Origin of the sequence: Halorussus halobius, from assembly GCF_004765805.1 — an archaeon.
Classification (GTDB): domain Archaea; phylum Halobacteriota; class Halobacteria; order Halobacteriales; family Haladaptataceae; genus Halorussus; species Halorussus halobius.
The window spans coordinates 286,639-310,374 of sequence record NZ_SBIU01000004.1 but is presented as its reverse complement, the minus strand read 5'-3'; the positions used below and the strand labels follow the sequence as shown (position 1 = coordinate 310,374).

General features: G+C 66.4%; 20 protein-coding genes, 1 tRNA gene and 1 CRISPR repeat array (1 of these 22 only partly in view). Of the genes, 9 read left to right on the top strand and 12 right to left on the bottom strand.

Annotated elements, in window-relative coordinates; translation table 11 throughout:
- Nucleotides 1–4,575 (bottom strand): LAGLIDADG family homing endonuclease, encoded by a 4,575-nt coding sequence (locus tag EPL03_RS13350; RefSeq protein WP_135829832.1) that lies wholly within the window; start codon nucleotides 4,573–4,575, stop codon nucleotides 1–3.
- Between the two features lie 172 nt (nucleotides 4,576–4,747).
- Between EPL03_RS13350 and EPL03_RS13345 the strand changes: the two genes are divergently transcribed.
- Nucleotides 4,748–5,044 carry a hypothetical protein gene (locus tag EPL03_RS13345; protein ID WP_135829831.1) on the top strand — a complete coding sequence of 99 codons (297 nt, stop codon included), beginning with the start codon at nucleotides 4,748–4,750 and terminating at the stop codon, nucleotides 5,042–5,044.
- Nucleotides 5,045–5,375: 331 nt separating this feature from the next.
- On the opposite strand, the gene EPL03_RS13340 is transcribed toward EPL03_RS13345, so the two are convergent.
- A tRNA-Ile gene (locus EPL03_RS13340) sits at nucleotides 5,376–5,482 on the bottom strand.
- Nucleotides 5,483–5,578: 96 nt separating this feature from the next.
- Here EPL03_RS13340 and EPL03_RS13335 point away from each other — a divergent pair.
- From EPL03_RS13335 to EPL03_RS13320, 4 genes are all read left to right on the top strand, one after another.
- A complete protein-coding gene (locus EPL03_RS13335) occupies nucleotides 5,579–6,376 on the top strand; it encodes a hypothetical protein (protein WP_135829830.1) in 798 nt (265 codons plus the stop codon).
- A gap of 269 nt (nucleotides 6,377–6,645) precedes the next feature.
- Nucleotides 6,646–8,190, top strand: coding sequence for a cellulase family glycosylhydrolase (locus EPL03_RS13330; RefSeq protein WP_168216262.1), 1,545 nt, complete (start codon nucleotides 6,646–6,648; stop codon nucleotides 8,188–8,190).
- Between the two features lie 151 nt (nucleotides 8,191–8,341).
- The gene (locus EPL03_RS13325; protein WP_135829828.1) at nucleotides 8,342–9,634 is read left to right on the top strand and encodes a 5'-deoxyadenosine deaminase; all 1,293 of its coding nucleotides are present in this window, start codon (nucleotides 8,342–8,344) and stop codon (nucleotides 9,632–9,634) included.
- Between the two features lie 62 nt (nucleotides 9,635–9,696).
- Nucleotides 9,697–10,332, top strand: coding sequence for a class I SAM-dependent methyltransferase (locus tag EPL03_RS13320; RefSeq protein WP_135829827.1), 636 nt, complete (start codon nucleotides 9,697–9,699; stop codon nucleotides 10,330–10,332).
- A gap of 27 nt (nucleotides 10,333–10,359) precedes the next feature.
- Here EPL03_RS13320 and EPL03_RS13315 read toward each other — a convergent pair whose 3' ends face one another.
- Entirely contained in the window at nucleotides 10,360–11,604 is a 1,245-nt protein-coding gene (locus EPL03_RS13315; RefSeq protein ID WP_135829826.1) for an MBL fold metallo-hydrolase, read from the bottom strand.
- A gap of 433 nt (nucleotides 11,605–12,037) precedes the next feature.
- Here EPL03_RS13315 and EPL03_RS13310 point away from each other — a divergent pair, with 433 nt between their 5' ends.
- Nucleotides 12,038–13,186 carry a thiolase family protein gene (locus tag EPL03_RS13310; protein ID WP_135829825.1) on the top strand — a complete coding sequence of 383 codons (1,149 nt, stop codon included), beginning with the start codon at nucleotides 12,038–12,040 and terminating at the stop codon, nucleotides 13,184–13,186.
- A gap of 190 nt (nucleotides 13,187–13,376) precedes the next feature.
- On the opposite strand, the gene EPL03_RS13305 is transcribed toward EPL03_RS13310, so the two are convergent.
- The 4 genes from EPL03_RS13305 to EPL03_RS13290 form a co-directional block, all read right to left on the bottom strand.
- Nucleotides 13,377–13,571: a helix-turn-helix transcriptional regulator gene (locus EPL03_RS13305; RefSeq protein WP_135829824.1), complete on the bottom strand. Its 195-nt coding sequence runs from the start codon at nucleotides 13,569–13,571 to the stop codon at nucleotides 13,377–13,379.
- Nucleotides 13,568–13,966 (bottom strand): DUF2178 domain-containing protein, encoded by a 399-nt coding sequence (locus tag EPL03_RS13300; protein ID WP_135829823.1) that lies wholly within the window; start codon nucleotides 13,964–13,966, stop codon nucleotides 13,568–13,570. The genes EPL03_RS13305 and EPL03_RS13300 overlap by 4 nt, the downstream gene beginning before the upstream one ends.
- A gap of 137 nt (nucleotides 13,967–14,103) precedes the next feature.
- Complete coding sequence (locus EPL03_RS13295) at nucleotides 14,104–15,792, bottom strand: aldehyde ferredoxin oxidoreductase family protein (protein ID WP_135829822.1); 1,689 nt, start codon at nucleotides 15,790–15,792, stop codon at nucleotides 14,104–14,106.
- Nucleotides 15,793–15,878: 86 nt separating this feature from the next.
- Nucleotides 15,879–16,373, bottom strand: a complete 495-nt coding sequence (locus EPL03_RS13290) for a deoxyuridine 5'-triphosphate nucleotidohydrolase (RefSeq protein ID WP_135829821.1) — start codon at nucleotides 16,371–16,373, stop codon at nucleotides 15,879–15,881.
- Between the two features lie 161 nt (nucleotides 16,374–16,534).
- Between EPL03_RS13290 and EPL03_RS13285 the strand changes: the two genes are divergently transcribed.
- Nucleotides 16,535–18,511: an aconitate hydratase gene (locus EPL03_RS13285; RefSeq protein WP_135829820.1), complete on the top strand. Its 1,977-nt coding sequence runs from the start codon at nucleotides 16,535–16,537 to the stop codon at nucleotides 18,509–18,511.
- 403 nt (nucleotides 18,512–18,914) lie between these two features.
- On the opposite strand, the gene EPL03_RS13280 is transcribed toward EPL03_RS13285, so the two are convergent.
- From EPL03_RS13280 to EPL03_RS13270, 3 genes are read right to left on the bottom strand one after another with little or no spacing between them, the layout of a single operon-like run.
- On the bottom strand, nucleotides 18,915–19,064 hold the full coding sequence (locus EPL03_RS13280; protein WP_135829819.1) for a 50S ribosomal protein L40e: 150 nt from the start codon (nucleotides 19,062–19,064) through the stop codon (nucleotides 18,915–18,917).
- A 58-nt stretch (nucleotides 19,065–19,122) separates the two neighbouring features.
- Nucleotides 19,123–19,455, bottom strand: a complete 333-nt coding sequence (locus EPL03_RS13275) for an SMR family transporter (protein WP_135829818.1) — start codon at nucleotides 19,453–19,455, stop codon at nucleotides 19,123–19,125.
- A gap of 39 nt (nucleotides 19,456–19,494) precedes the next feature.
- Complete coding sequence (locus EPL03_RS13270; RefSeq protein ID WP_135829817.1) at nucleotides 19,495–20,064, bottom strand: DUF367 family protein; 570 nt, start codon at nucleotides 20,062–20,064, stop codon at nucleotides 19,495–19,497.
- A gap of 120 nt (nucleotides 20,065–20,184) precedes the next feature.
- On the opposite strand from EPL03_RS13270, the gene EPL03_RS13265 reads away from it, so the two are divergent.
- Both EPL03_RS13265 and EPL03_RS13260 read left to right on the top strand, forming a co-directional pair.
- Complete coding sequence (locus tag EPL03_RS13265; RefSeq protein ID WP_135829816.1) at nucleotides 20,185–20,562, top strand: hypothetical protein; 378 nt, start codon at nucleotides 20,185–20,187, stop codon at nucleotides 20,560–20,562.
- 27 nt (nucleotides 20,563–20,589) lie between these two features.
- Complete coding sequence (locus tag EPL03_RS13260; protein ID WP_280178867.1) at nucleotides 20,590–21,885, top strand: hydroxymethylglutaryl-CoA reductase, degradative; 1,296 nt, start codon at nucleotides 20,590–20,592, stop codon at nucleotides 21,883–21,885.
- A gap of 72 nt (nucleotides 21,886–21,957) precedes the next feature.
- Here the strand turns inward: EPL03_RS13260 and EPL03_RS13255 are convergent, their stop codons facing one another.
- Both EPL03_RS13255 and EPL03_RS13250 read right to left on the bottom strand, forming a co-directional pair.
- Nucleotides 21,958–22,347, bottom strand: a complete 390-nt coding sequence (locus EPL03_RS13255) for a PIN domain-containing protein (RefSeq protein ID WP_135829814.1) — start codon at nucleotides 22,345–22,347, stop codon at nucleotides 21,958–21,960.
- Nucleotides 22,344–22,544 (bottom strand): DUF7557 family protein, encoded by a 201-nt coding sequence (locus EPL03_RS13250; RefSeq protein ID WP_135829813.1) that lies wholly within the window; start codon nucleotides 22,542–22,544, stop codon nucleotides 22,344–22,346. Before EPL03_RS13250 ends, EPL03_RS13255 begins: the two co-directional genes overlap by 4 nt.
- A gap of 77 nt (nucleotides 22,545–22,621) precedes the next feature.
- A CRISPR array of direct repeats spans nucleotides 22,622–23,736; the repeat unit is 37 nt; unit sequence GTTTCAATGCCTTCGCGGCTTTTCTGGGTTCTGCGAC (it continues 1,634 nt past the right edge of the window).

Below are 23,736 nucleotides of genomic sequence, written 5' to 3'. Positions count from 1 at the left end.
CTACGTCGTCCGCAGGTGGTCGGTCGAGGGCTCGTACACCTCGCCCTTCTGCTTGAGCTTGTCTATCTCGTGGTCGGCCTTCGACTGCTCCATGCCGATCTCGTCGGCCCGGGCCATCACTTCCTCGACGGGCGCGCCCTCCTCGTACTCGTCCTCTATCTCGGCGATGAGTTGCTTGAGGTTCTTGATGCGGTCGCGCTGGGATTTCGAGGTGCCCGTTTCGACCACGTCGGCGTCGAACTGGCCGGTCTCGGGGTCGACGCCGATGTCCTGCAGGCACGACCGGGTGATGTCGACCGCGCGCTCGGCGTCCTCGACGGCGACCTCGTCCGACAGGCGGACGCGGGCGCTGGCCTCCGAGAGCCGCACCAGCGCCTCCAGTTGGCGGGCGGTCACCGGAACGGGGGCGTCCTCGTCGACGCCCTTCGCCCGGAGGTCGACGTAGAAGTCCTCGATGGTCTCCTTGGCCGCCTCGGTCATCGTCGGGAAGCAGTTGCGCTTGGCGTACGCGATGTACTTCCGGAGCAGGTCGGGGTCGATGGCGGGCGCGACCTCGCCGGTCTCGTTCTCGACCTCCTCCTGGGAGACGTTCGGCGCGCTCATCTCCGTGCGCTGGGTGTTCAACTGGCCGGCGTAGTTGGTCTGGAGGATGTGTTCGGCCAGTCGACGGTCTTCCTCCTCGTCGGGCTGGTCGGTCACCGTGAAGATGAGGTCGAACCGCGAGATGAGCGCGGGCTCGAGGTCTATCTGCTCGCCGATGGGCTCGTACTGGTCGAACCGACCGTACTTGGGGTTGGCCGCCCCGAGCAGCGAACACCGGGACTTGAGCGTCGCGTTGATGCCGGCCTTCGAGATGGATATCTTCTGCTGTTCGAGCGCCTCGTGCATGGCGCTCCGGTCCTCGGAGTTGTGGACCACCATCCCGTTTGCGACGAAGTTGTGGGTGCCCGCTACCGTGAGGTCGTACACCTTGGGCTCCTCGCTCCGCTCGATTGCGTCGACCAATCGCTTGACCTCCTTTCGGACCGTTCGGATTCGGTCGAGTGCGACCGACTCGACTTCGGAGAACCGGTCGGTCTCGACGACACCGTTGAACCACCGCGAGACGGTCGACGGTACGACGTCGAGCTCGCGGGCGAGAGCGGCGAACGACACGCCGTGGCGGTCGAGTTCCGCCCGGAGCGCGTCCCACGAGCTCGTGGACGGGTCGACTGCCAGTAGCTGTCGTCCCATCTCGACGCCGTTCTCGGGAGAACAACCGAGCACGTCCGCGAGTTCGCCTCGAAGCAGCCGGGTCCTATCGCCGGACGCTTCGGCCGCCGTCGTCTCGACAGCGTCGACGCGCCGCCACTTCACGTCCCCACGGACCAGCGACCGGAGCGGTTCGAGATCGGTTTCGGCAACCGATTCGACGACCTCTCGGAGCCGGTCGGCCACGACCGTCCGGAGGCCGTCACTATCACCCCACGCCCGGGAGATTCCCTGCTGGGTGTACTCGGTGCCATCGGCGAGTTCTCGCTGCGAGACGTGGTATCGGCCTTTCACTTCGGCTAACGTGTCCCAGTCGCGGCGCTCGGCCAACGCTTCCAGAGTGCTGTCGGCGGTCGCCTTGCGTTCCTCGAACGTGTCGAGGACGACGCGAGCCAACCGGAGCGAGACGTCCGCGTCTCCGTTCTCGAAGTTGCAGTACGTCGCGTCGCCGATGCCGCATTCGGACTGCTGGAGCCGAAGCGAATCCCGGAGGTCCGAGAGCAGGCCGCCGCAGTCGGGAATCACGTCGAGTATCGTCCTATCGCCGGACGCGGCCTCGCAGACTGCTTCGAGCGCCGACTGCTTTCTGTCGAGCGTGAACCCGACGTGCTGTTCGAACGCGTCGAGCGAATCGGCTGCCGTGATGGCGAGCACGTACACGTCGCGTTTGTCGTCGCGTCCTTTCGTCTGGATTTGAGTCGACACGCCGAACTCCAGCAGTAGGCTCTTGACGCCCAGCAGCAGTTCGTCGCTCGACGAATGTATCTTGACGTTGCCGGTGGCGACGTCGACGCTGCCTTCGCTATCGGCTAGCGCTCGAACGAACGCCGCCTTCGTCGCCGGCGAGGCGTCCGTGACGCCCTCGGGGAACGCCTTGTCGTCGTACGTTTCGAGATTCATCCCCGCGTCCAGAACTGCGTCTGCGTACTCCCGGCCCGGCAGTCGAACGGTCTCGACGCCGTCGTCGCGCTGCTCGCTGGGGGGACGTACGGGCGTCGCGTCGAACGCTGCCTGACACGCTCGCTCGAAATCGGCCAGTAGCTGTTCTTCCTTGTTGGTGAAACGAATCCCGTACACGCCCGCGTCGCGGTCGTAGTAGACGTTTCCGTCGCCCGAGAGATAGCCGAGGACCGCGCCCATAGCACCCCCCACCGTCGAAGCGGCGTCGTCAGGTTCGACGGCGGTGGCCGGGAGAGCAGCGGTTCCGCCATCAGTCGCTGGCCGTGAGAGTCGACGTGGTACGTACACCCAATCGCCGGCTGTGAGGTCTCGAGCCGGCTTCTCGACGCGCTCGCCGTTCTCGAACGCGAAGAAGGGATGGTCGTGGGTCGCGGTCAGTTCTTCGCCCGATTCGGTCCGGACCGTGGTGAGTTCCTCGGGCGCGTCGTACTCGTGGACCGCCGTGACCGGACGCTCGACGAGTCGACCGTCCTCGGTCATCGTCCACGCGTCGAGGTCCACGTCGCGTATCGTTCGACCGTTCGGAAGCTCCTCGATTTCACCCTCGGCGGCGGCATCGCGCGCCAAGTCCCGGATGCGCGAGACTCGTCCGTCGGCGAGGTGGACGAGCGTGTCGCCGGTCACACACCGCATCTTGTCGAGTTCGTCCACTGCCGCGATTCCACGGTCCGCGAGTACGAGCGCACCGGCTTCGAGGGTCCACTGCTGGCCCTCGCCGAAGTCGTCCTGAACAGCGGCCGCCGTAAGGCCGGCGCTCGACGACCCCTTCCCGGAGGTGTACACCGAGCGGGGCGCGATGTTCTGGACGTACGAAATCATCTGGGAGTTGTGCGAGACGACGTTGTTCGAGAGGTAGTTGTGCGTCCCTTCGACTTCGAGGTCGTACACCCAGTCGTAGTCCGGTTCGACGGGTTCGATGGATGTGATTTTGGACTGTCTTACCTTCGACCCAAGAGGCGAAGTCGGAGGCTGCCGAACGTCAGCCGTAGATGCGACGCCGCCATCGGTCACAGTTACGGGGTCCGAATCGTGGACGGCAATAGGGTCACCCTCTCGAAGCCCTTCAGCCTGAACTGCCTCGAACGCACCATCGGAGTACACGAAAAGCGGATGAGACGGCGTTACTTCGAGTTCGGTTCCACTGGCAGTTTCGATGCGGTACATCTCCTCCGGCGCTTCTCGCTTCCAAACTTTCGTCGCACGCTTCTGGACTAACGTCCCGTCGTCGTCCATCGAGGGGAGCGGAATATCGACCTCCTGGTACACACCGTCGTCTATCGAGGTCGGGTTATTGAGGTGAGATTCCACAATTTCGCGGATCGGCTTCTGAGTTCCATCCGCAAGCGTAACCTTCGTGCTTCCTTCCAGACACTTGCCCGTGCCGGGGTCCCCTATAAGCAGCATGTGCAGGTCGCCCCGAATCCGGGACTCGTCGGGCAGATGCTTGGTCACGCCCGAGAAGAGCTGAAGAATCATCGCCAGCTTCTCCTCGTCGTAGCCGTAGATGGCCGGAGCCATCGACGCGACCATCTTGTCGTAGATGTCCGGCTCGTTCGAGAGTTCGACGATCTCCGTCTTGTCCTCGTCGGTGATGTCCATCTCCTCGAACTCCTCGTCCTCGATGGTCACCGACATGCCGTCCATGTACACGTCGAAGACCGCCGACTTGTCCTGGTCGCTTCCCTGCTGTTCGAGGTGGAGGATGCCCGTGACCGTGACGTGGTCGCCGGGCGTGACGTTGCCAGTGATGTCGTCCTCGATGTGGACGTCGATTGCCTGGGGCGTCTCGCCGCCCCGGAGCCCCTCCGGGCTCTCCTGGACGCGGAGCTTCTGGGAGTCGACGAACTCCGACTGGTCGAAGTTTATCTGGAACGGGCCCTGTCGCTCGCAGCCCTGACACTCGTGGGGTTCCTGGAAGTCGCCGCTGCTCTGGGGGATGTAGGTCAGCGTGCCACACCGCTGGCACTCGAAGGCGGCCTCCTGAATCTTGGGTCGGACGTCGGTCGCCTTCCGGACGATGCCCTGCACGCCAACGAGGGTGTTGACGTGTCGCGCGCGGATGGCCCGGATGTCGGTGGTCCGGTCGAGGTTGCGGACCCGGACGTGGGCCTGCCCGAGGCTCACGTCCACCGGGAGGTCGTAGAGCCGCAGCGCCTCCTCGGCGTACTCCCGGTACTGCTCGGGCTGGGAGATGAAGTCGTCGGCGAGTTCGGGGTCGAACCGATAGAGGTCGGCCCAGTCGACGAACAGCGACCGCTGCTCGCCGGGGTAGTTCTGGGCGAGCTCCCCGACCTCGTCGCTGTAGTACCGTCGATAGAACTGCTCGAACGTATCGATGAGCTCCGTGTTCTCCGCGCGAGCCATTCAGCAACCCTTAGTCCCCCATCCGATAAGAAGTTTCGTAAACGGAGTGGACGTGAGCGTACGCCCGGTCGGCCCGCCCTCGCTGTCGGAACGTGAGCGACCGTGAGACCGGAGCCAGCGACGGGCGCTGGGCAGCCGAACGCTTTTGCCCCGGTCCCGAGTACCCGCGTCCGTGAGTCGAGAAGTCAGGCGAGAGATTCGTCTCGTAGAGTACGAGGACGGCCAGTGGTCGGCGACCGACGAGGAAGCCGACGTCACCGTCGAGGGCGAGAGGTGGGAGGACGCGTTCCTCCAGCTAGGTCTCCGGTCCGCGTCCACGTCCACGATCGACCAAGAGGCGGCCGAGATGAGCGCCGAGGAACTCGGAGACGCCGTGGACGACATCGTCGGCGACGTCGAGTCGATAGCGAACGCGCCGGAGGACGTGGACGAAAACGAAGTGGACGACGCTGACGACTCCAGGGCGTGACCCGAGCGCTGACGCGTCCCTCGTCCGACACCGACTGAGCCGGCGAACGAAGCCAGCGAGCGGACCACCGAACTCCCGACCGGGCACCGGGATGCGGTTCGCGCATCTCCAGGCGAGTGAGAACGAGACTCGACCGCGGGAGACGGCGCTCGCGGCTGGGTCGACGGAAGATGGGCCCGCTCGGATTCGAACCGGAGCGAGACAGTCCTGCTCGCTCCCTTCGGTCGCTGCGCGGGCTGTGACTCGCAGGGTTCGAACCTGCAGTCGTCCATTTTCGGCGCCAGTATTCGTTCGCGCTGCTGGGCGGCGCTCACAGTCTCGTCGCCGAAGATGGGCCCGCTCGGATTCGAACCAAGGAATCGCCCGGTGTCCCATGACGCCGGAGGGGTCCGGCCGTCAGTATGAGCCGGGTGCTTTACCAGACTTAGCTACGGGCCCTCGCCAGCAGCTAAGGCGGGGATTCGTTAAAACAGTTGGGTTCCGCGCCGGCGCGCCGGCCAACGTTTATCCGCGATGGCGAACCAGTTCCGGACGATGACCGACGCGACCGACTACGACCCGGTCGACTGTCCGGCCAGCGACTGCACGTACAGCGGCGCGGTTCGCTCGGTCGCCGGCCACGTCAGCGCAACGAACGACGACGCCCACTCGTGGGACCGCCTCGGCTACGACGGCGCGCGCGAGTTCGTGATGGCCGAGAAGCGCCGCCAGCGCGGCGACGCCGGGACGCCGCGGGCGGGCTCCGGGTCGGCTTCGGCCGGCGACGCCGGCGGGTCCGACGACGCGCCGAGCGACGCTCGGTCGGGGACCGGCGCGCCGGCCGACGACGACTCGGACTTCGAACTCGGCTTCGAGCGCGATGCGCTGGTCTTGCTCCACCTCGCCAGCGAGTACGACCTCTCGTCGCTCGACGACCTCGGGACCTACCAGCTCGCGGACCTCTACTCGCTGCTGGCCGACGTGAAAAACGCCGCGGAGGACGCCCGACAGGAGGTTCGGGACGCCCTGCTGGAGCAGGTGCGCGAGGAGCGGACCGTCGCGGCCGACCTCGGGAGCGTCGAGCGCCGCACCTACACGTACCGACAACTCGAAGACGAGGCGACCGTCCGCCACGCGCTCGCCGACGCGGGCGTCGACCCCCAGTCGGTCCGGAGCTTCGACGAATCGAAGATCCGGGACGCGGTCGAGGCGACCGACCTCGACGAGGACGCGGTGTTCGACGTCGAGGAGCGCGCCCAGATGCGCATCGCCGACTCGAACGACGGGAGCCGCCGCCGGCAGTTCGACCGACTCGACCCCGACGTTCGGGAACTGGCCGACGACGAGGAGTGACCGCTCCGTTGAAACCCGCCGCCGAGGGGTGCCGCCGTTGGCTGCCCGGTCTGTGACCGAGCCCCCGAGGCTTGGCTCCGGGGGCTGTCGGTGACCGGTCCCCGAACGACCTAGGCTATTTGTACCTCCGGTCTGAGATACGCCACATGAAACGCCGACGGTTCCTAGCGGCAGCAACTCTCTCGACGAGTCTCTTAGCTGGGTGTGAATCTAGCCCGTCTTCGGAAACCGAGGGGCACACGTCGACCCGATCGGACGCTGCTACTACTGTGGGTACTTCTACGCCAACCACGTCTTCGCCTGATGCGGAATTCGAGCTCGAACAGCCCACCGCTCCCGACGACGTCGCCCCGGGCGACTCGTTCGAGATTCGCACCCGGATACGGAATACGGGAACCAGTGCTGGGTCACGAACCGTCTCACTGGAGATCGGCGAACACGAGTACTCGAAGTCGATCGACCTCGGCCCGGGCGAGACGACGACACTCTCGTTCGCGGTCGAGGAGCCCCTCGTCGCCGACACCTACCAGTTCACCATCGCGACGAAGGCGACTGGTCGAGCGGTTCGTGGTGAGTTGCAAGTCGGGGGCGACATTCCAACGCTCGACCACTTCGTTCGGACTGAGGGCCGGAACTTCGTTCGGGACGGCGACCCGTTCTATTTCAACGGTGCGAACAACGACATGCTCCGACGAGCGCCGAAGTGGTACGTCGACGAGGTGTTCGCCGAGGCATCCGAACTCGGACTGACGGCGCTTCGAACGTGGGTGTACGCCGGCAAGTGCTTCGTCGGCTCCTGTAAAGGGAATAATAACAAGGTGCTCCCCGAACCCGCTGACGACGGGTCGGACGCCGTCGATTCGTTGCCGCCGCTCAACGAAACCGTGATGCGGAAGCTGGACTACGCCATCTACAAGGCAAACGAGACCGGGGTTCGATTGGTCCTGCCGCTCCTCAGCAATACCGACAGCCACACCGGCATCACCGATTTCGTTCACTACACTGCGTCGGCGTCGAATCACGACGACTTCTACACCGACCCCAACTGCCGGGCCCTCTACAAGGAGTACGTGGAGGCGGTGTTGACGCGGGTGAACGTGTTCACTGGTCGCGAATATCGAAACGACCCCGGCATCATGCTGTGGGAGCTCGTGAACGAGCCCGACCTCCTGGACAACGACGGGGCGACGTCGATCATGCAGGACTGGATCGAGGAGATGGCCCCGTTCATCAAATCCGTCGACGACAACCACCTCCTCTCGACCGGGGAGATCGGCTACTACGAGGAATCGAAGGAAAAGAGCCTGCCGGGGAAATCGGACCAGGGGATGGACTTCGTCGAGAACCACCAGCCCGATGCTATCGACGCCGCCACGTTCCACATGTATCTCAACAAAAACGGGCTGCTGGCCGAAGACGACGACGGTGTCCCCCGTTGGAAAACGTGGGTCGAGAACCACGCCATCGACGCACACGAAACCCTCGAAAAGCCGGTGTACGCTGGTGAGGTCGCGCCGAGCAACGATGACGGGCAGTTCCGGGTGGATCGTCGGGACGACGACTGGAAATCCCAGGACGAAAAGCGGGCCAAGAAGTACCGGGAGATATTCGACGAGTTCCTGGCCCACGACGTGAACGGGGCGCTCAACTGGACGTTCATGATTCCGTTCGACTATGCCACCGACCCGGTGGATTCCCCGGAGGAGTGGAACGCGAGTGTCAGCGTCTATCCGGACGACCCGTACACGTCGGAAGTGCTCGGCGAGTATTCTGCCACGCTACAGTCGATGTCGTCGGATTCATCCGGCGAGTAAGTGCGTGGAGTGACGCCTGTTTCTACGATAGTACGACGACACAAAGAGGATTCCAAGAGCCCGACGACGCGGTTCGAGACGACTGCCACTTCCGACGGGTCGACGGCGAACCGACAGATACTTTCCCGATTCCGACCCTACGGGCTGGGGGATGTTGCTCCACGGAACGGTCGTCGCCGACGCCGAGACGGTCGTCGAGGACGGCGCGGTAGTGGTCGAGGGCGACCGCGTCGTCGCGGTCGGCGACCGCGAGGACCTGGTCGACGCCTACCCCGACCACGAGACGACGGCGTACGACCTGCTCGCGCCGGGCGTGGTCGGCGCGCACGTCCACTCGGTCCAGTCGCTTGGCCGGGGCATCGCCGACGACACCGCCCTGCTCGACTGGCTGTTCGACTACGTGCTCCCGATGGAGGCCGGCCTCGACGCCGACGGCATGCGAATCGCGGCGGAACTGGGCTACCTCGAACTGATAGAGTCCGGGGTCACGACCGCCATCGACCACCTGTCGGTCCGCCACGCCGAGGAGGCGTTCGAGGCGGCGGCCGACCTCGGGATTCGGGCCCGGATGGGAAAGGTGCTGATGGACACCGAGTCGCCCGACGGCCTGCTGGAGGACACCGACGCCGCGCTCGACGAGACCGAGCGCCTGATTCGAAAATATCACGACACCTGCGGCGGGCGCATCCGGTACGCGGTCACGCCCCGATTCGCGGTCAGTTGCACCGAGGAGTGCCTGCGTGGCGCGCGCGACCTCGCGGACGAATACGAGGGCGTGCGCATCCACACCCACGCCAGCGAGAACCGCGACGAGGTCGCCACGGTCGAGGACCGCACCGGCCGCCGGAACGTCCACTGGCTCGACGAGGTGGGGCTGACCGGCGAGGACGTGGTGTTGGCCCACTGCGTCTGGACCGACGAGTCCGAGCGCGAGGTGCTGGCCGAGACCGGCACGCACGTCACCTACTGTCCGTCATCGAACATGAAACTCGCGTCGGGCATCGCGCCCGTCGTCGACTACCTCGACCGCGGGGTCAACGTCGCGCTGGGCAACGACGGCCCACCCTGCAACAACACGCTCGACCCCTTCACGGAGATGCGACAGGCCAGCCTGCTCCAGAAGGTCGACCACCTCGACCCGACCACCACCCCGGCGGCGTCCATCTTCGAGATGGCGACCCGCAACGGCGCGAAGGCGGCGGGCTTCGAGAAAGTCGGCAAGCTGAAACCGGGCTGGAAGGCCGACGTCGTCGGGCTGACGACCGACGTGACCCGCGCGACGCCGCTCCACGACGTGTTCTCGCATCTGGTGTTCGCGGCCCACGGCGACGACGTACAGTTCACGATGGTCGACGGCGAGGTGCTGTACGAGGACGGGGAGTTGCGGACCGGGGACGCCGACGCGATTCGACGGCGGGCCGAGGCGTACGAGCTGCCGGTCTGAGTTCCCGGCCCGTCCCCGCCGACTCCGAGAGCCCTTTAGGGACCGGCCTCCTGCCATCGGGCATGAACTCCGAGGACGACCACAGCCCGTCCGACAACCATCGCTACTGGGCCGAGCGCTCGGAGGAGTTCTCGCCCGCCTACTACGCCGACATCGGGCGCAACGAGGTGACCGAGACCCTCGACGCCGTGTTCGACCACTACGTGGACCGCGACGCCGCGATTCTGGAGGTCGGCTGTAGCTCCGGCCGCCACCTCGCCGGGCTCCTCGAATCGGGGTACGAGAACCTCACCGGCATCGACATCAACGACGACTCGTTCGACGTGATGGCCGACCACTACCCGCGACTCGCCGAGACCGGACGGTTCCACGCCGGCGCGATAGAGGACCTCGTGCCGGAGTTCGAGGACGACGCGTTCGACGTGGTCTACTCGGTCGAGACCCTCCAGCACGTCCATCCCGACAACGACTGGGCGTTCGCGGAGCTGGCCCGCGTCACGTCCGACCTGCTGATAACCGCCGAAAACGAGGGCAACAGCCCCGAACGCGGTCGCGAGGGTGCGGAAGTGAGTTGCGTCCACGACGACTTCCCGCTGTACCACCGCGACTGGAAGCAGGTCTTCTCGGACCTCGGGCTGGCCCAGCTCCTCTGCGAGCCGGGCAAGCGCGACACGGTCCGCGTGTTCCGCGTGCTGTGAGGCGTCCGGCCGGACCGCGCCCGGCTCTCACTTCCCGCCGGCGGTCGTGACGACTTCGCCGATTTCGGGCGCGCCCGCGGCGACCCCGTCCGCCCGCAACTCCTCGGCGAACGCCTCGCACCGGTCGCCGTGGTTGACCAGTACCTCGGCGTCGCGATACGAGTCGAGGAAGTCGAGCAGCCCCTCGCGGTCGGCGTGGGCCGAGAAGTCGTACTGCTCGACCCGTGCGCTGACCGGCATCACCCGACCGTCGATCTCGGCGCGCCCGGTTTCGAGGAGGTCGCGACCGGGCGTCCCCTCGACCTGATAGCCGGTCATGGTGATCTTGTTCGTCGGATTGGCCCGAATCTCGGGGACGTAGGTCATCGCGGGACCGCCCGAGAGCATCCCGCTGGTGGTGACGACCACCGTGTTCTGGTCCGCAATGCGCTTGCGCTGGCCGTTTCGCCCGGTGACGAACCGCGCGTGGGACTTCGCCCGCCGGAACGCGTCTTCGTCCCGAACGAACTCGGGATGCTGCCGGAGCATCTCGGTCACACGCTTGCCCATCCCGTCGACGTAACAGGGGACGCCGTGTTCCTCGCAGACGAGCAACAGCTCCTGGGTCCGTCCGATTGCGAACGCCGGCACCACGACCGTCCCGCCCTCCCAGAGCGTCGTCTCGACGCTCTCGACGAAGCGCTCCTCGACGGTCGCCCGGTCGTCGTGTTCGACGTCCGAGTACGTGCTCTCGCACACCACCACGTCGGCGTCGGGTCGGGCGGTCGTCCCGGCCACCAACTGCTGGTCGTCCGTGTGAAAGTCCCCGGTGTAGAGCAGGCGCGTCTCGCCGTCGTCGACGAGGACGTGGGCGCTCCCCGGAATGTGGCCCGCGTCGAAGAAGGTCACCTCGTGGCCGGCGGCCTCGAACGACTCGCGGTAGCCGTGGCGTTCGGACGCCTGCGTGACGCGCCGGACGTCCGTCTCGGTGAACGGGCACTGCATCGTCCCGCCGTGGAGTTCGAGCGTGTCCCGCGCGAGCGTCAGCGCGAGCTCTTCGGTCGGGGGCGTCCAGTGAATCGGCGGCCGGCCGTCGCCGTCGACCAGCGCGGGGACGGCCCCGGCGTGGTCGAGGTGGCCGTGGCTCACGACCACGGCGTCCGGGTCGGGGTCGCCGACCGGGAACTGCGGCGGGGTCTCGGCCATCATCCCGTAGTCGAGCAGGAGGCGGTCGTTCACGAGGACCGCGCTCCGCCCGACCTCGCGGGCACCGCCGAGGAACTCGATGTCCATCACCGACGGCTACTGCGTCCGGCCGCTTGACGCCGTCGATTGCCCGAAACGGGGATTCGATACGCGCTCCCGTCTGGAAGTGAACGAGCCCAGACGGTATCGTCGCCCGAATCTAGATCCGCCTGCCATTGATTCGACTGCTCTGGGGTAGCGTACGTCCCGCCCGGTCGGAGTTCGCCGACGCCAACTTCAGTCGCGTACCGTCTCGTCGGTCGGCTCGCCGTCGTCCCAGCCCCGGAACGCGTCGTAGCGTTCGAGCATCGCGTCGAGTTCATCCGGCGGGAGTCCGTCCCCGTCCCGGGACCGTCCGGGACGACCTCGTGTCCCAGCCGGTCGCCGACGGCACCGGCGGCGCGCCCGCCGCCCGGAAACTCCCCGCGAGTCGCGCCGCGTTCTACTGCCATTTAAGATTGTAGAGGCCCGACGGTAACGCATGGGAGACGACACCACCCCGGTTATCGCGAAGGCGGTCCGGACGCCGCAGGGCAAACAGGACGGCGTGTTCGCCGACACGCGGAGCGAGGACCTCTCGATACCGCTGGTCGACACCATCCTCGACGAGACGGGGCTCGACGGCGACGACGTCGACGACCTGCTGTGGGGCGTCGCACAGCAGCGCGAGGAGCAGGACAACAACGTGGCGCGGGTCATCGCGCTCCTCTCGGAACTGGGCGAACAGGTGCCCGCCGCGTCCATCAATCGGTGGTGCGCATCCTCGATGCAGGCGGTCATCAGCGCCAGCGACGCCGTGCGGGCGGGGCAACGCGACGCCATCATCGCGGGCGGCGTCGAGAACATGAGCCGGGTGCCGATGGACGGCGGTTACCAGAGCCGGGGCATCCACCCGCGGATGAGCGAGGAGTACAACCTGCCCGGCCTCCAGATGGGGATGACCGCCGAGAAGGTGGCCGAGGAGTACGAGATAAGCCGCGAGGCCCAGGACGAGTACGCCGCCCGGAGCCACCACCGCGCGGCCGAGGCGACCGAGGAGGGCCGGTTCGACGACCAGATAGTCCCCATCGAGACCGACGACGGACTGGTCGAGACCGACGAGGGCATCCGGCCCGACACCGACGTCGAGACGCTCGCGGGCCTGCCCTCCGTCTTCGTCGGCGACGGCACGGTGACGGCGGGCAACGCCAGTCAGGTCAGCGACGGCGCGGCCGCGACCCTCGTCACCAGCGAGGCGTTCGCCGAGGACCACGGCCTCGACGTGATGGCGTACGTCGGCGACAACAACGTGGTGGGCGTCGACCCTTCCGTCATGGGTATCGGCCCGGTCCCCGCGACGCGGGGCCTGCTCGAACGCACCGGCGAGTCCATCGAGGAGTTCGACCTCGTGGAACTCAACGAGGCGTTCGCCAGCCAGACCGTCTACGCCAAGAACGAACTCGGCGTCCCGGACGAGAAGTTCAACGTCAACGGCGGGGCCATCGCGCTGGGCCACCCGCTCGGGGCCTCGGGCGCGCGCCTGCCGGTCACGCTGGTCCACGAGATGCAGCGCCGCGACCTCGACAAGGGACTGGCGACGCTCTGCGTCGGCTTCGGTCAAGGTGCGGCGATGACGTTCGAGCGGAAGTAGGTGCGGTTTTTTCATCGACGTTTTTCGAGCACGGACGCGAGCGAAGCGAGCGTTCGTGCGAGGAAAAAGGTCGTCGCGTCAGGGTGCGGCGATGACGTTCGAGCGGAAGTAGGTGCGGTTTTTTCGTCGACGTTTTTCGAGCACGGACGCGAGCGAAGCGAGCGTTCGTGCGAGGAAAACGGTCGTCGCGTCAGTCCTCGGGCTCGAACAGGTCCTCGATTCGGCAGTCGAACCGGTCGGCCAGCGCGAACGCGAGTTCGAGCGAGGGGTCGTACCGGCCCCGCTCGATGGAGTTGATGGTCTGGCGCGTGACGTCCACGTCCTCGGCGAGGTCGGACTGGGTCAGGTCCCGCTCCTCGCGAAACTCCGGGAGCCGGGTGTTCATCGCCGTGCGCCGACCACCATGGTCATCGCGAGGTACGTGACGTAGAGGACCGCGACCGCGATCGCGACGCCGGCGGCCATCGGTCCCCACTCGTACAGCCCGACCGCGTCGAGCGCGACCAGCGCGGGGAACACCAGCGCCGAGAGGACGCCGTACAGTCCCATCGTTCGCGCGCTGGCGCGCCGGTGGATGGACTCGTCGCGCTCGTCGAACAGCGTCGCACCGCTGGTCCGCTCGACGACCAGCGTCGCGCCCGCCAGCAGGAAGAACGCGGCGGTCGCAACGAGGTTGTATCCGAGTCCGACGAGGACGCCGAAGGTGACGCCCGCGAGCATCCACAGGCCCAGGTAGGCCCGACGATACGTCTGTCGTCCGCGAGTCGCGTTCGATGTCATGGGTGGTGTCGAACGAGCGTTCTGTAAAGCTCGCTTTACAGTAAAGCGTCCTTTACACTCCACAATAAAAGTATGGGTTCGGGCTCGGGTTTCGACTAGTTCCGCCTCGAAAATCGTGTGGGCGACGCGTCGACCGGTCAGTCGTCCGCACTCGCCGCGCCCGACCCGCCGGAGACGTGCGAGTCGGGCACCGTCCCGTCGTCGTTCCAGCCCCGGACCGCGTAGTAGTCGTCGAGGGCGTCCTCGAACCCCGGCAGGTCGTAGGGCAGGCGGTCGGCCTCCCGGGCGATGCCCCGCCGGTTGTTGAAGTGGCGTTCGAGTTCGACCACGCGGTCGCCGACCGCGAGCAGGTCCTCGAAGTCGGCGTCGAACAGCAACTCGTAGCGCTCGGGGCTCACGAAGTCCCGGGAGAACTTGCAGACGACGCCCGAGTCGTTGAGCGCCATCAGGTTCTCGCGCTCGACCAGCCGCTCGGGCTTGCCGTCGAAGCCGTCGGGGGCCATCGCCTCGTCCTCGTCGACGAGGGGGTACTCGACCGAGTAGAACGTCGCGTACATGTGGTCGGCACCGCGATTGGCGACCGCGTACGACAGCCCCTGTCCGTGGAGGAGTCGCCCCTCGTGGGCCGCGAAGTCCATGCCCTTGACCGTCCAGTTGCCGACGCCCAACTCCTCGTGGATGCGGTCGATGCCCTCCGCGAGCAGGTCGCCGACGCCCTCGCGGTGGGCGATTTTCTCCACGAGGTCGTGGACGAGGTCCTCGTCGCCGAACCGGTCCTCGCTGGCGAGGTACGCCGACACCGTGTTCCCGGTCGAGATGGTGTCGAGGCCGTACCGGTCGCAGAGTTCGTTCGACTGCATCACGTCCACGATGTCGTCGATGCCGGCGTTCGAGCCGAACGCCATCGCGGTCTCGAACTCCGGCCCTTCGGTCTCGACGCCCGCGTCCTCGTCTCTGGTTGGAAGCTTGCACGCGAACGCGCACTGCGAGCAGGTGCCCTTCTTGTACTTCTTCTCGGCGACCGCCGCGCCGTTGATGCCCTCGGCTCCCTCGAACGAGCGCTCGGCGAAGTAGTAGGCGGGCAGGCCGTCCATCTCGTTGGCGAGGTCCATCACCGAGACGGTGCCCTGCTCTTTCATGATGTGGTCGGCCGTGGCGGCCTCGCGGTGGATGTCCATCGCGCCGGCGGGCATCTCGATCTCGGGGCGGGAGTCGCCCGCGAAGGTGACCGCCTTCACGCCCTTCGCACCCAGCACCGCGCCGAGGCCGCCCCGGCCGAACGCCCGCTCTTCGGTGGTCATGATCGAGGCGAACCGGACCTCGTTCTCGCCGCCGGGACCGATGCAGGCGACGTGCTCGGACTCGAGTCCGTGGGTCGACTCGAGGTACTCGCAGGTCTCGGGCACCGTAGCTCCGTCCAGGTCCGGCACTTCCTCGAACTCGACGCCGTCGTCGGTGACGTGGACGACGAGAAGTTCGTCGCTCGCGCCGGTGATCTCGACCGCGCTGTACCCGGTGTCGGCGACGTGCCGGGACATGAACCCGCCGGCGTTCGACGACAGCAATCCGCCCGTGAGCGGCGAGATGCCGGTGGCGTTCGTCCGACCGGTGAAGCTCACGTTCGAGACCTGCATCGGCCCGGTCGTGAACAGCAGGCTGTTGTCCGGCCCGAGCGGGTCGGCGTCGAACGGGACGCGGTCGTGGGCCAGCTTCGTGGCGACGCCCCGGCCGCCGACGAACGACGCCAGCACGTCGTCGATGTCCTCGGTGCGGGTCTCGCGCTCGCCGACGTCGACGGTGAGCAGCGGTCCTTTCGCGTGCCTCATGGTCGCCGATTGGGGAGTCCGGACCATAAAACGATGAGGTCGTTCGAACCTCCCGCGGCCGGGACGTCGGTGGTCGAACCGCCGACTCAGAACTCGTCGAGGCCGACGTTCTCGCCCTGATAGGACCCGGCGTAGGTGCCGTCGTGGTCGGCCTCCGCGAGGACGAGCTGGGCGATTCGCGCGCCGCGTTCGAGCGCGACGTCGTGGTGGACTTCGAGCAGCCCCTCGCCTTTCCCCTCGTAGCCGGCGTCCCAGACGGCCGTGTTCAGCATGCAGGAGTTGCGCATGAGCGACGACCGGGGGTAGATGAACCCGACGTGGCCCTCGGGAATCGCGACGGTCTCGGCGTACTGGACGACGTAGCCGCCGGGCGTGAGGTAGTAGGTCTCGGCGGCGTCGTCGGCGACCTGTTCGGTCTCCAGTTCCCGGCGCTCGCCGACCTCCTTGCCCTCGCGTCCGATGCGACCGGGTTCGCGCTGCTCGTACACCCTCTCCAGCGTGAGGTCCACGCCGTTGGGCTGGACCTGCTCGGGGTCGGTGTCGGTGACGTGGTCGGCGACGAACGAACCGCTCTCGAACATGGTGGGTGGCTCCGCTCCGAGGCCCAAAGCGTTGTCGGAGTCACGCGACGCGACGCGGACGGCGCTTCCCTCAAATCTTGCCACGCGGCGACCGCGTGCCCGCGTTTCCGGAACGGAAACACGCGGGATTTATACACGTGGAGGGTCGATATTCGGACGATATGGGACAGACGCTAACGGAAAAAATCCTGGAGGACCACCTCGTCGAGGGCGAACTCGAGACCGGCGAGGAGATCGGCATCGAGATCGACCAGGTCCTCGCACAGGACACGACGGGAACGCTCGTCTGGCTCCAGTTCGAAGCGCTGGAACTGGACGAGGTCAAGACGGAACTCGCAGCGCAGTACTGCGACCACCAGACCTACCAGTTCGACTTCAAGAACACCGACGACCACCGGTTCCTCCGGTCGGCCGCCGGCACGTACGGGGCGCACTTCTCGCGGCCCGGCAACGGCATCTGTCACAACGTCCACAAGGAGAACTTCGCCGCGCCCGGCAAGACGATGCTCGGGTCCGACTCCCACACGCCGACGCCCGGCGGGATGGGCGAACTCGCCATCGGTTCCGGCGGACTGGACGTCGCGGTCGCGATGGGCGGCGGCCCGTACTACTTCGACGTGCCCGAGGTCGTCGAGGTCCGACTCGAAGGCGAGCTCCCGGACTGGGCGACCGCCAAGGACGTCATCCTCGAGATGCTCCGACGCCTCTCGGTCAAGGGCGGCGTGGGCAAAATCTTCGAGTACACCGGTCCGGGCGTCGAGAGCCTCTCGGTCCCCGAGCGCACGACCATCACCAACATGGGCACCGAGCTCGGCGCGACCTCCTCGATATTCCCGACCGACGAGAACACCAAAGACTACCTCGAACGGGTCGGCCGCGGCGACGAGTACGAGCGGTTCCAGCCCGACGACGACGCCGACTACGACGACCAGGTCACCATCGACCTGAGCGAGCTCGAACCCCTCATCGCCGAGCCGTCGATGCCCGACAACGTCGTCCCGGTCCGCGAGGTCGCGGGCACCGACGTCGACCAGGTCATCATCGGCTCGTGTACCAACGGCGCGTACGAGGACATCCTCCCGTCGGCCAAGATGCTGGAGGGCCGCGAGGTCAACCCGACGACCGAGATGATAGTCGCGCCCGGTAGCAAGCAGGCCTCGGAGATGCTGGCCCGCCAGGGCTGGACCGCCGAGATGATGGCGGCCGGCGTCAACTTCTCGGAGGCGACCTGCGGTGCCTGCATCGGCATCGGTCACGTCCCGGCCAGCGACTCGGTGTCGCTCCGAACCTTCAACCGCAACTTCGAGGGCCGGTCGGGCATCGAGGACGACGACGTCTACCTCTGCTCGCCCGAGGTCGCCACGGCGGCCGCGCTCAAGGGCGAAATCGTCGACCCGCGCGACCTCGCCGACGAACTCGGCGACCTGGAGGACCCCGGCTTCGAGATGCCCGACGAGTACACGGGCAGCACGGCCGACCTCATCGACCCCGAGGAGGCCCCCGACGACGAACTCATCAAGGGTCCGAACATCAGCGAGGTCCCGCTGAAGGACGAACTCGGCTCGGACCTCCAGGGTCCGAACCTACTGAAGATGGGCGACAACATCACGACCGACCACATCACACCCGCCAACGCGGACGCGCTGAAGTTCCGGTCGAACATCCCCGAGTACGCCAAGTTCACGCTGACTCGGGTCGACGAGGACTTCCCCGAGCGCGCGCTCGAAGCCGACGGCGGCTTCCTCGTGGCCGGCGAGAACTACGGGCAGGGTAGCTCCCGCGAGCACGCCGCGCTGTGCCCGATGTACCTCGGCGTGGAGGGCGTCCTCGCACAGAGCTTCGCCCGCATCCACAAGGCCAACCTGTTCAACTTCGGCCTCATCCCGCTGACCATCGACGAGGAGACCTACGAGCAGATAGACCAGGGCGACGACGTCGAGATCGTCGACGACGTGGCCGAGGCGGTTCGCTCCGGGCAGGAGGAGTTCACGGTTCGCATCGACGACGACTGGGAGGCGACCGCGCACCTCGACGCCTCCGAGCGCGAGCGCGAGATTCTGGCCGACGGCGGCAAGCTCTCGCACACCAAAAAGCAGGCCCAGGGCGGTAGCTCCGGCGCGACGCCCGCCGACGACTGATTCGCTGACCGCTCCCGTTTTTCGCGTCGCCGCCACCGGCGCTGTTGCGTGAGTCTTCGTCGTCCAGCAGGAGTACGAGTAGTTGTCCCGCGAGCGACCGCGGACTCCTCAGAGCTTCACGCTGACGGCGGTTTTGGTCGAACTGTTACCAGCGAGAGTGCGTCACAGGCGCTCCCGAGCGCAGCAACAGGCCGCTCGCAAAAGGTGGGGGTGGGTGGGGGAGATTTCGGGAGCTTGCACCTCCGGCCGGAGAGTGCATTTCCTTCTTATGATTCGTAGTACTAAAGAATTACGGGCCGGCGCTCGATTCCGACGGCCGCGAGAGCGCGACTCGCGGAATCCGACCCTTCGACGGGCGGAGCCGACGCTGACCGGTGCGGTCTGGGCGAGAGGAGAGCCGCCGTCAGGCGTTGCGCGGTTCCGTGCTCTTGGGCCGGAGGTTGCCGTACCCGCACTTGCGGCAGTTGTCCGCCTCCTTGGGGTTGCGAGCGTTGCACCGCATGCAGATCATCTTGTCGAGGATTCGCGCCTCCGCTTTCTCGAAGCTGGCCATACCGGGGACTTGGCCACGGCCGCATTTAAACTTTACAGAGTCGCCCGGCGGCCCCGAGCTAGTGCGCCGAGACGTCCGAGACCACGTTGAGCAGGTACACCCCGGCGACGACGAGGGCGATTCCGGCGACGCCGGGCGCGTCGAGCCGCTCGCCGAACACCACGACGCCGATGGCCGCCACGCCGACGATGCCCAGCGCGGCCCACGTCCCGTAGACGAGGCCGATGGGCAAATCCTCCAGCGTGAGCGAGACGAGGTAGAACGCGAAGCCGTACCCGACCACGACGCCGAGGCTCGGAAGCGGCCGCGAGAACCCCTCCGAGAGCTTGAGCGCCGTCGTACCGACGAGTTCCGAGCAGATGGCCGCGCCGAGCGCGACGTACGGATTCATGCCCGGCAGGTCTCCCCGACCCAGGATATGTCTTTCTATCTACCAATCGCGGTCGCCCGAGCCGACGGCTTCCTCGTCCTCCGCCCGGTCCCGGTCGTCGGCCCGCCCGGCGTTTCCGGCGTCGAGGTACTCCTGCTGGACGGCGACGACCTCGGTCGAGTCCGCGCAGTCGGCGTACCGCCGGAGCGGTTCGGCGTTGAGGTCGAGGAACGTCTCGCCCCACCGGAACTTGCTCAGAATCGCTTCGGCCCGCTCGCGCTCGCCCAGAATCACCAGCGCGGCCGCGAACGCCTCGACGGTGGTGAGTCGGAAGGGCTTGCCGTGGTTGACGGGGTTGGCCGCCACCAGAAACGGGAGCGCGCGGTGGACGCCGGGCATCTCGAACAGCGCGCGCTCGGCGGTCTCCCACGAGCAGTCGAGCGCGACGAGTCGGTCGGTCTCCCCGCGGTCGGCCGGCGAGAGCGCCCGCTCGGCGTGGGGGTTCAGGACGACGCCGTAGGGCGTCGCCCCGTCGCTCCGGTGGAGGTCGGCGAGGTCGAACCGCGCGAGTTTCCGGGCGGTACACTTCTCGGGGTCGTCGTCGCCCTCGTATCTGACGTGGAGGTCCACTGCTCTGGGTCGGGCTTGGTCGCTGGCGGGGAAAAGTGGCTCGGAGCGTGCGCTCGCCGCCCGGCGACCGCGCTGCGGGCAGCCGCAACCTATTCGTAGCCGAGCGCCGACTGGGTCGGTATGGCGATTCTGGAGATAAACATCGAGAAGCCGGCGCTGGTCGAGGAGTACCGCTCCCCCGACGAGATGCGCGAGCGCGTGGCGGCGACGGGACGCGACCGCTCGACGAGCGACGACCGGTCGTCGGGTGGCAGCAAGGGCAAGGTCGTCGCCGCGCTCGCGGTGCTGGCCGGCGTCGCGGTGCTGGCGTGGCGGCTCCACAGCGGCGGCTCCGACGACGGCGACGACTCGCCCGGGGACGGAGAGTACGACCACGGTCCCGAACCGGAGATCGGCGGCGACGAGCGCGGCGGCGTGCGGGGCACGGTCGCGGGCGCGGTCGGCCTCGCGGTCGCGCTCGCCAGCGTTGTAGCGGCGGTCCGGCGCGTTCGGCGATAGTCCGGTGCGGCCGAGTCCACACCACCTATATCCTCCGGGCGAGAACGCCGACGCATGAACTCCCGCATCTCGGGATTCTACAAGCAGGGCGTCCCCGACCGACTCGACGAAATCGTCGAGCGCTGCGACCTCTCGGCCGAGGCCACCGAGGCGCTCCGGGACAGCACCGACCTCGACCTCGCAGACAGGCTGAGCGAGAACGTAGTGGGGAGCGTCACGCTCCCGCTGAGCGTGGCGACCAACTTCACGGTCGACGGCGAGGACGTGCTGGTCCCGATGGCGGTCGAGGAGAGCAGCGTGGTGGCGGCGGCCTCCCACGGCGCGCGGATGGCCCGCGAGACCGGCGGGTTCTCGACCTCCGTCTCGGGGCCGTACATGGTCGCCCAGATTCAGGCGCTCGACGTGCCCGACCCCCGCGCCGCGAGGGTCCGACTGCTCGACGCGCGCTCGCGCCTCGTCGCGGAGGCCAACGACCAGGGCGTGCTGGTCAGCCACGGCGGGGGCTGTGAGGACGTCGAGGTCCGCGTGGTCGACACGCCCGAAGGCGAGATGGTCGTCACCCACCTCGTCGTGAACGTCCAGGACGCGATGGGCGCGAACGCGGTCAACACCATGGCCGAGGGCGTCGCGCCGACGGTCGAGGAAATCACCGGCGGGGAGGTGTCGCTTCGCATCCTCTCGAATCTGGCCGACCACCGCGTGGCCCGCGCCCACTGCCGGGTCGACCCCGCCGAGTTCGAGCGCGAGGACGCCGACCTCACGGGCGAGGCGGTCCGGGACCGCATCGTGGACGCGTGGGCGTTCGCGGTCGGCGACCCGTACCGGGCGGCGACCCACAACAAGGGCGTGATGAACGGCGTCGACGCGCTGGCGACCGCGACGCTCAACGACTGGCGGGCGCTCGAAGCCGGCGCGCACGCCTACGCCGCGCTCGGGGGGTACGGCCCCCTGACGAGCTACGAGGTCGACGACGAGGGCATGCTGTCGTGTAGCATCGAGGTCCCGATACAGGTCGGCACCGTCGGCGGTGCGACCCACGCGCACCCGACCTCGAAGGCCGCGATGGAGATTCTGGACGTCGACTCGGCCGACGAGTTCGCGGGCGTGTTCGCCGCGCTCGGGCTGGCCGAGAACCTCGCGAGCATGCGCGCGCTCGTGACCGAGGGCATCCAGTCGGGCCACATGAAACTCCACGCCAAGAACGTGGCCGCCGAGGCCGGCGCGCCCGAGGACCTCGTCGACGAGGTCGCGGCCCGGATGGTCGCCGAGGACGACGTCCGGCAGGGTCGGGCGCGGGAGTTGGTCGACGAACTGGGCGCGTAGGGGGAAGCGCGCTTTCGGCCGCTTCTCGGTAAGTGATTAGTTCCTGCTCGGGTTTTCTGGGTTCTGCGATACTTACTCGCGAAGGTTCGTGATTTGCATGTAGTCGTCGAGAACGTCGGTCTCGAAATCGGAGTCCGCGACCACGAGTTCATCGCCGGTCGAGCGGGCGGTGGCGGCGATAAGAATATCGGCAGTTGCGAGCCGTTCCCCGTCGGATAGGAGTTTGTCCTGGAGACGGCCAGCCTCAAGTGCAATCGACTCGTTCAGGTCCAGTGTTTGGACTCCGGCGAAGTCTTGGCGGACCGCTTCGACGTCTGTCGTTCCGGAGCCTAATCGGCCTTGGACCACTTCGAACGCACACAGTGTCGAGGTCCACCACGGTTCTCTCCCGTCGATGTACTCACGAACGCGCTCGTCGCCTTTCAGATACTGGATTATCGTCGAGGTATCCAGAAATGTCATGTCTGGTCGCGCTCCCGTCCCTCACGGAGACGCTTCATCGCCGTTTCTGCGTCCTCGTCCGACCATGCACCAAACTTTATCGGGTCTTCGTCGGCGGAAATTCGGTTGAGGAACTCGTCCCACGTCTCCGTTTCTCGCTTCAGTTCGTCGAGTCGCTCCTTCGTCGCTGAATCGACGGGGATGGATGTCCGGCTCATACAAATTCATAGTGAATTCAAACGGGTATAGATTGTGATGGTCACGGTCACCCCGATTTTCGCGCTCGCGCAGTTACGGTTTCATACCTTCGTGACTTTTCTGGGTTCTGCGACACACGCTCGTCGACGCGGACGCAACGACAGATAAAGTTTCAATGCCTTCGCGGCTTTTCTGGGTTCTGCGACTATTTGCGTAATCCGACACGACCGACTGATAGCTACTGTTTCAATGCCTTCGCGGCTTTTCTGGGTTCTGCGACCCAGCACGCTGACGCGTTCGCGTCCGAATTCAAGTTTCAATGCCTTCGCGGCTTTTCTGGGTTCTGCGACCGACCGCGAGGCCGGCGAGCGCGGCCCGCCCATCGTGTTTCAATGCCTTCGCGGCTTTTCTGGGTTCTGCGACCCCAGACGTAGGTCCAGTGTTGGTTCACTTCGTCATGTTTCAATGCCTTCGCGGCTTTTCTGGGTTCTGCGACCAACACGAGCGACGAGAACAGAACCACGACCACGTCGTTTCAATGCCTTCGCGGCTTTTCTGGGTTCTGCGACTGGCCCTGGTCGGCGGCCATGATAGCGTCGTTCAGTTGTTTCAATGCCTTCGCGGCTTTTCTGGGTTCTGCGACTTCCGGAACCCGGCCTACACTCGCGGCGTTTACCGGTTTCAATGCCTTCGCGGCTTTTCTGGGTTCTGCGACGGAGCGCGTAGTCGTTCGCGAACGGCTCCTGAACCGTTTCAATGCCTTCGCGGCTTTTCTGGGTTCTGCGACGAAGCGCGTCCCGCAGCACGTCGTCAACCTCGCGACGTTTCAATGCCTTCGCGGCTTTTCTGGGTTCTGCGACCGAAACCGGGTTGCACGCACGTCTGAGTAGGGTGAACGTTTCAATGCCTTCGCGGCTTTTCTGGGTTCTGCGACCCCCGAACTAAATCTACGCGTTAGCGCCTCTCTCTGTTTCAATGCCTTCGCGGCTTTTCTGGGTTCTGCGACACAGCCGCTCACCGTCGCCATCCCCGAAGCAACCGTGTTTCAATGCCTTCGCGGCTTTTCTGGGTTCTGCGACCTCCGCTATGTCGGCCAGCGCCCCGGCGTCGAACTGCTGTTTCAATGCCTTCGCGGCTTTTCTGGGTTCTGCGACAATATTTGCATAGTTATGGTGATTTGCTTAAATGGCTGTTTCAATGCCTTCGCGGCTT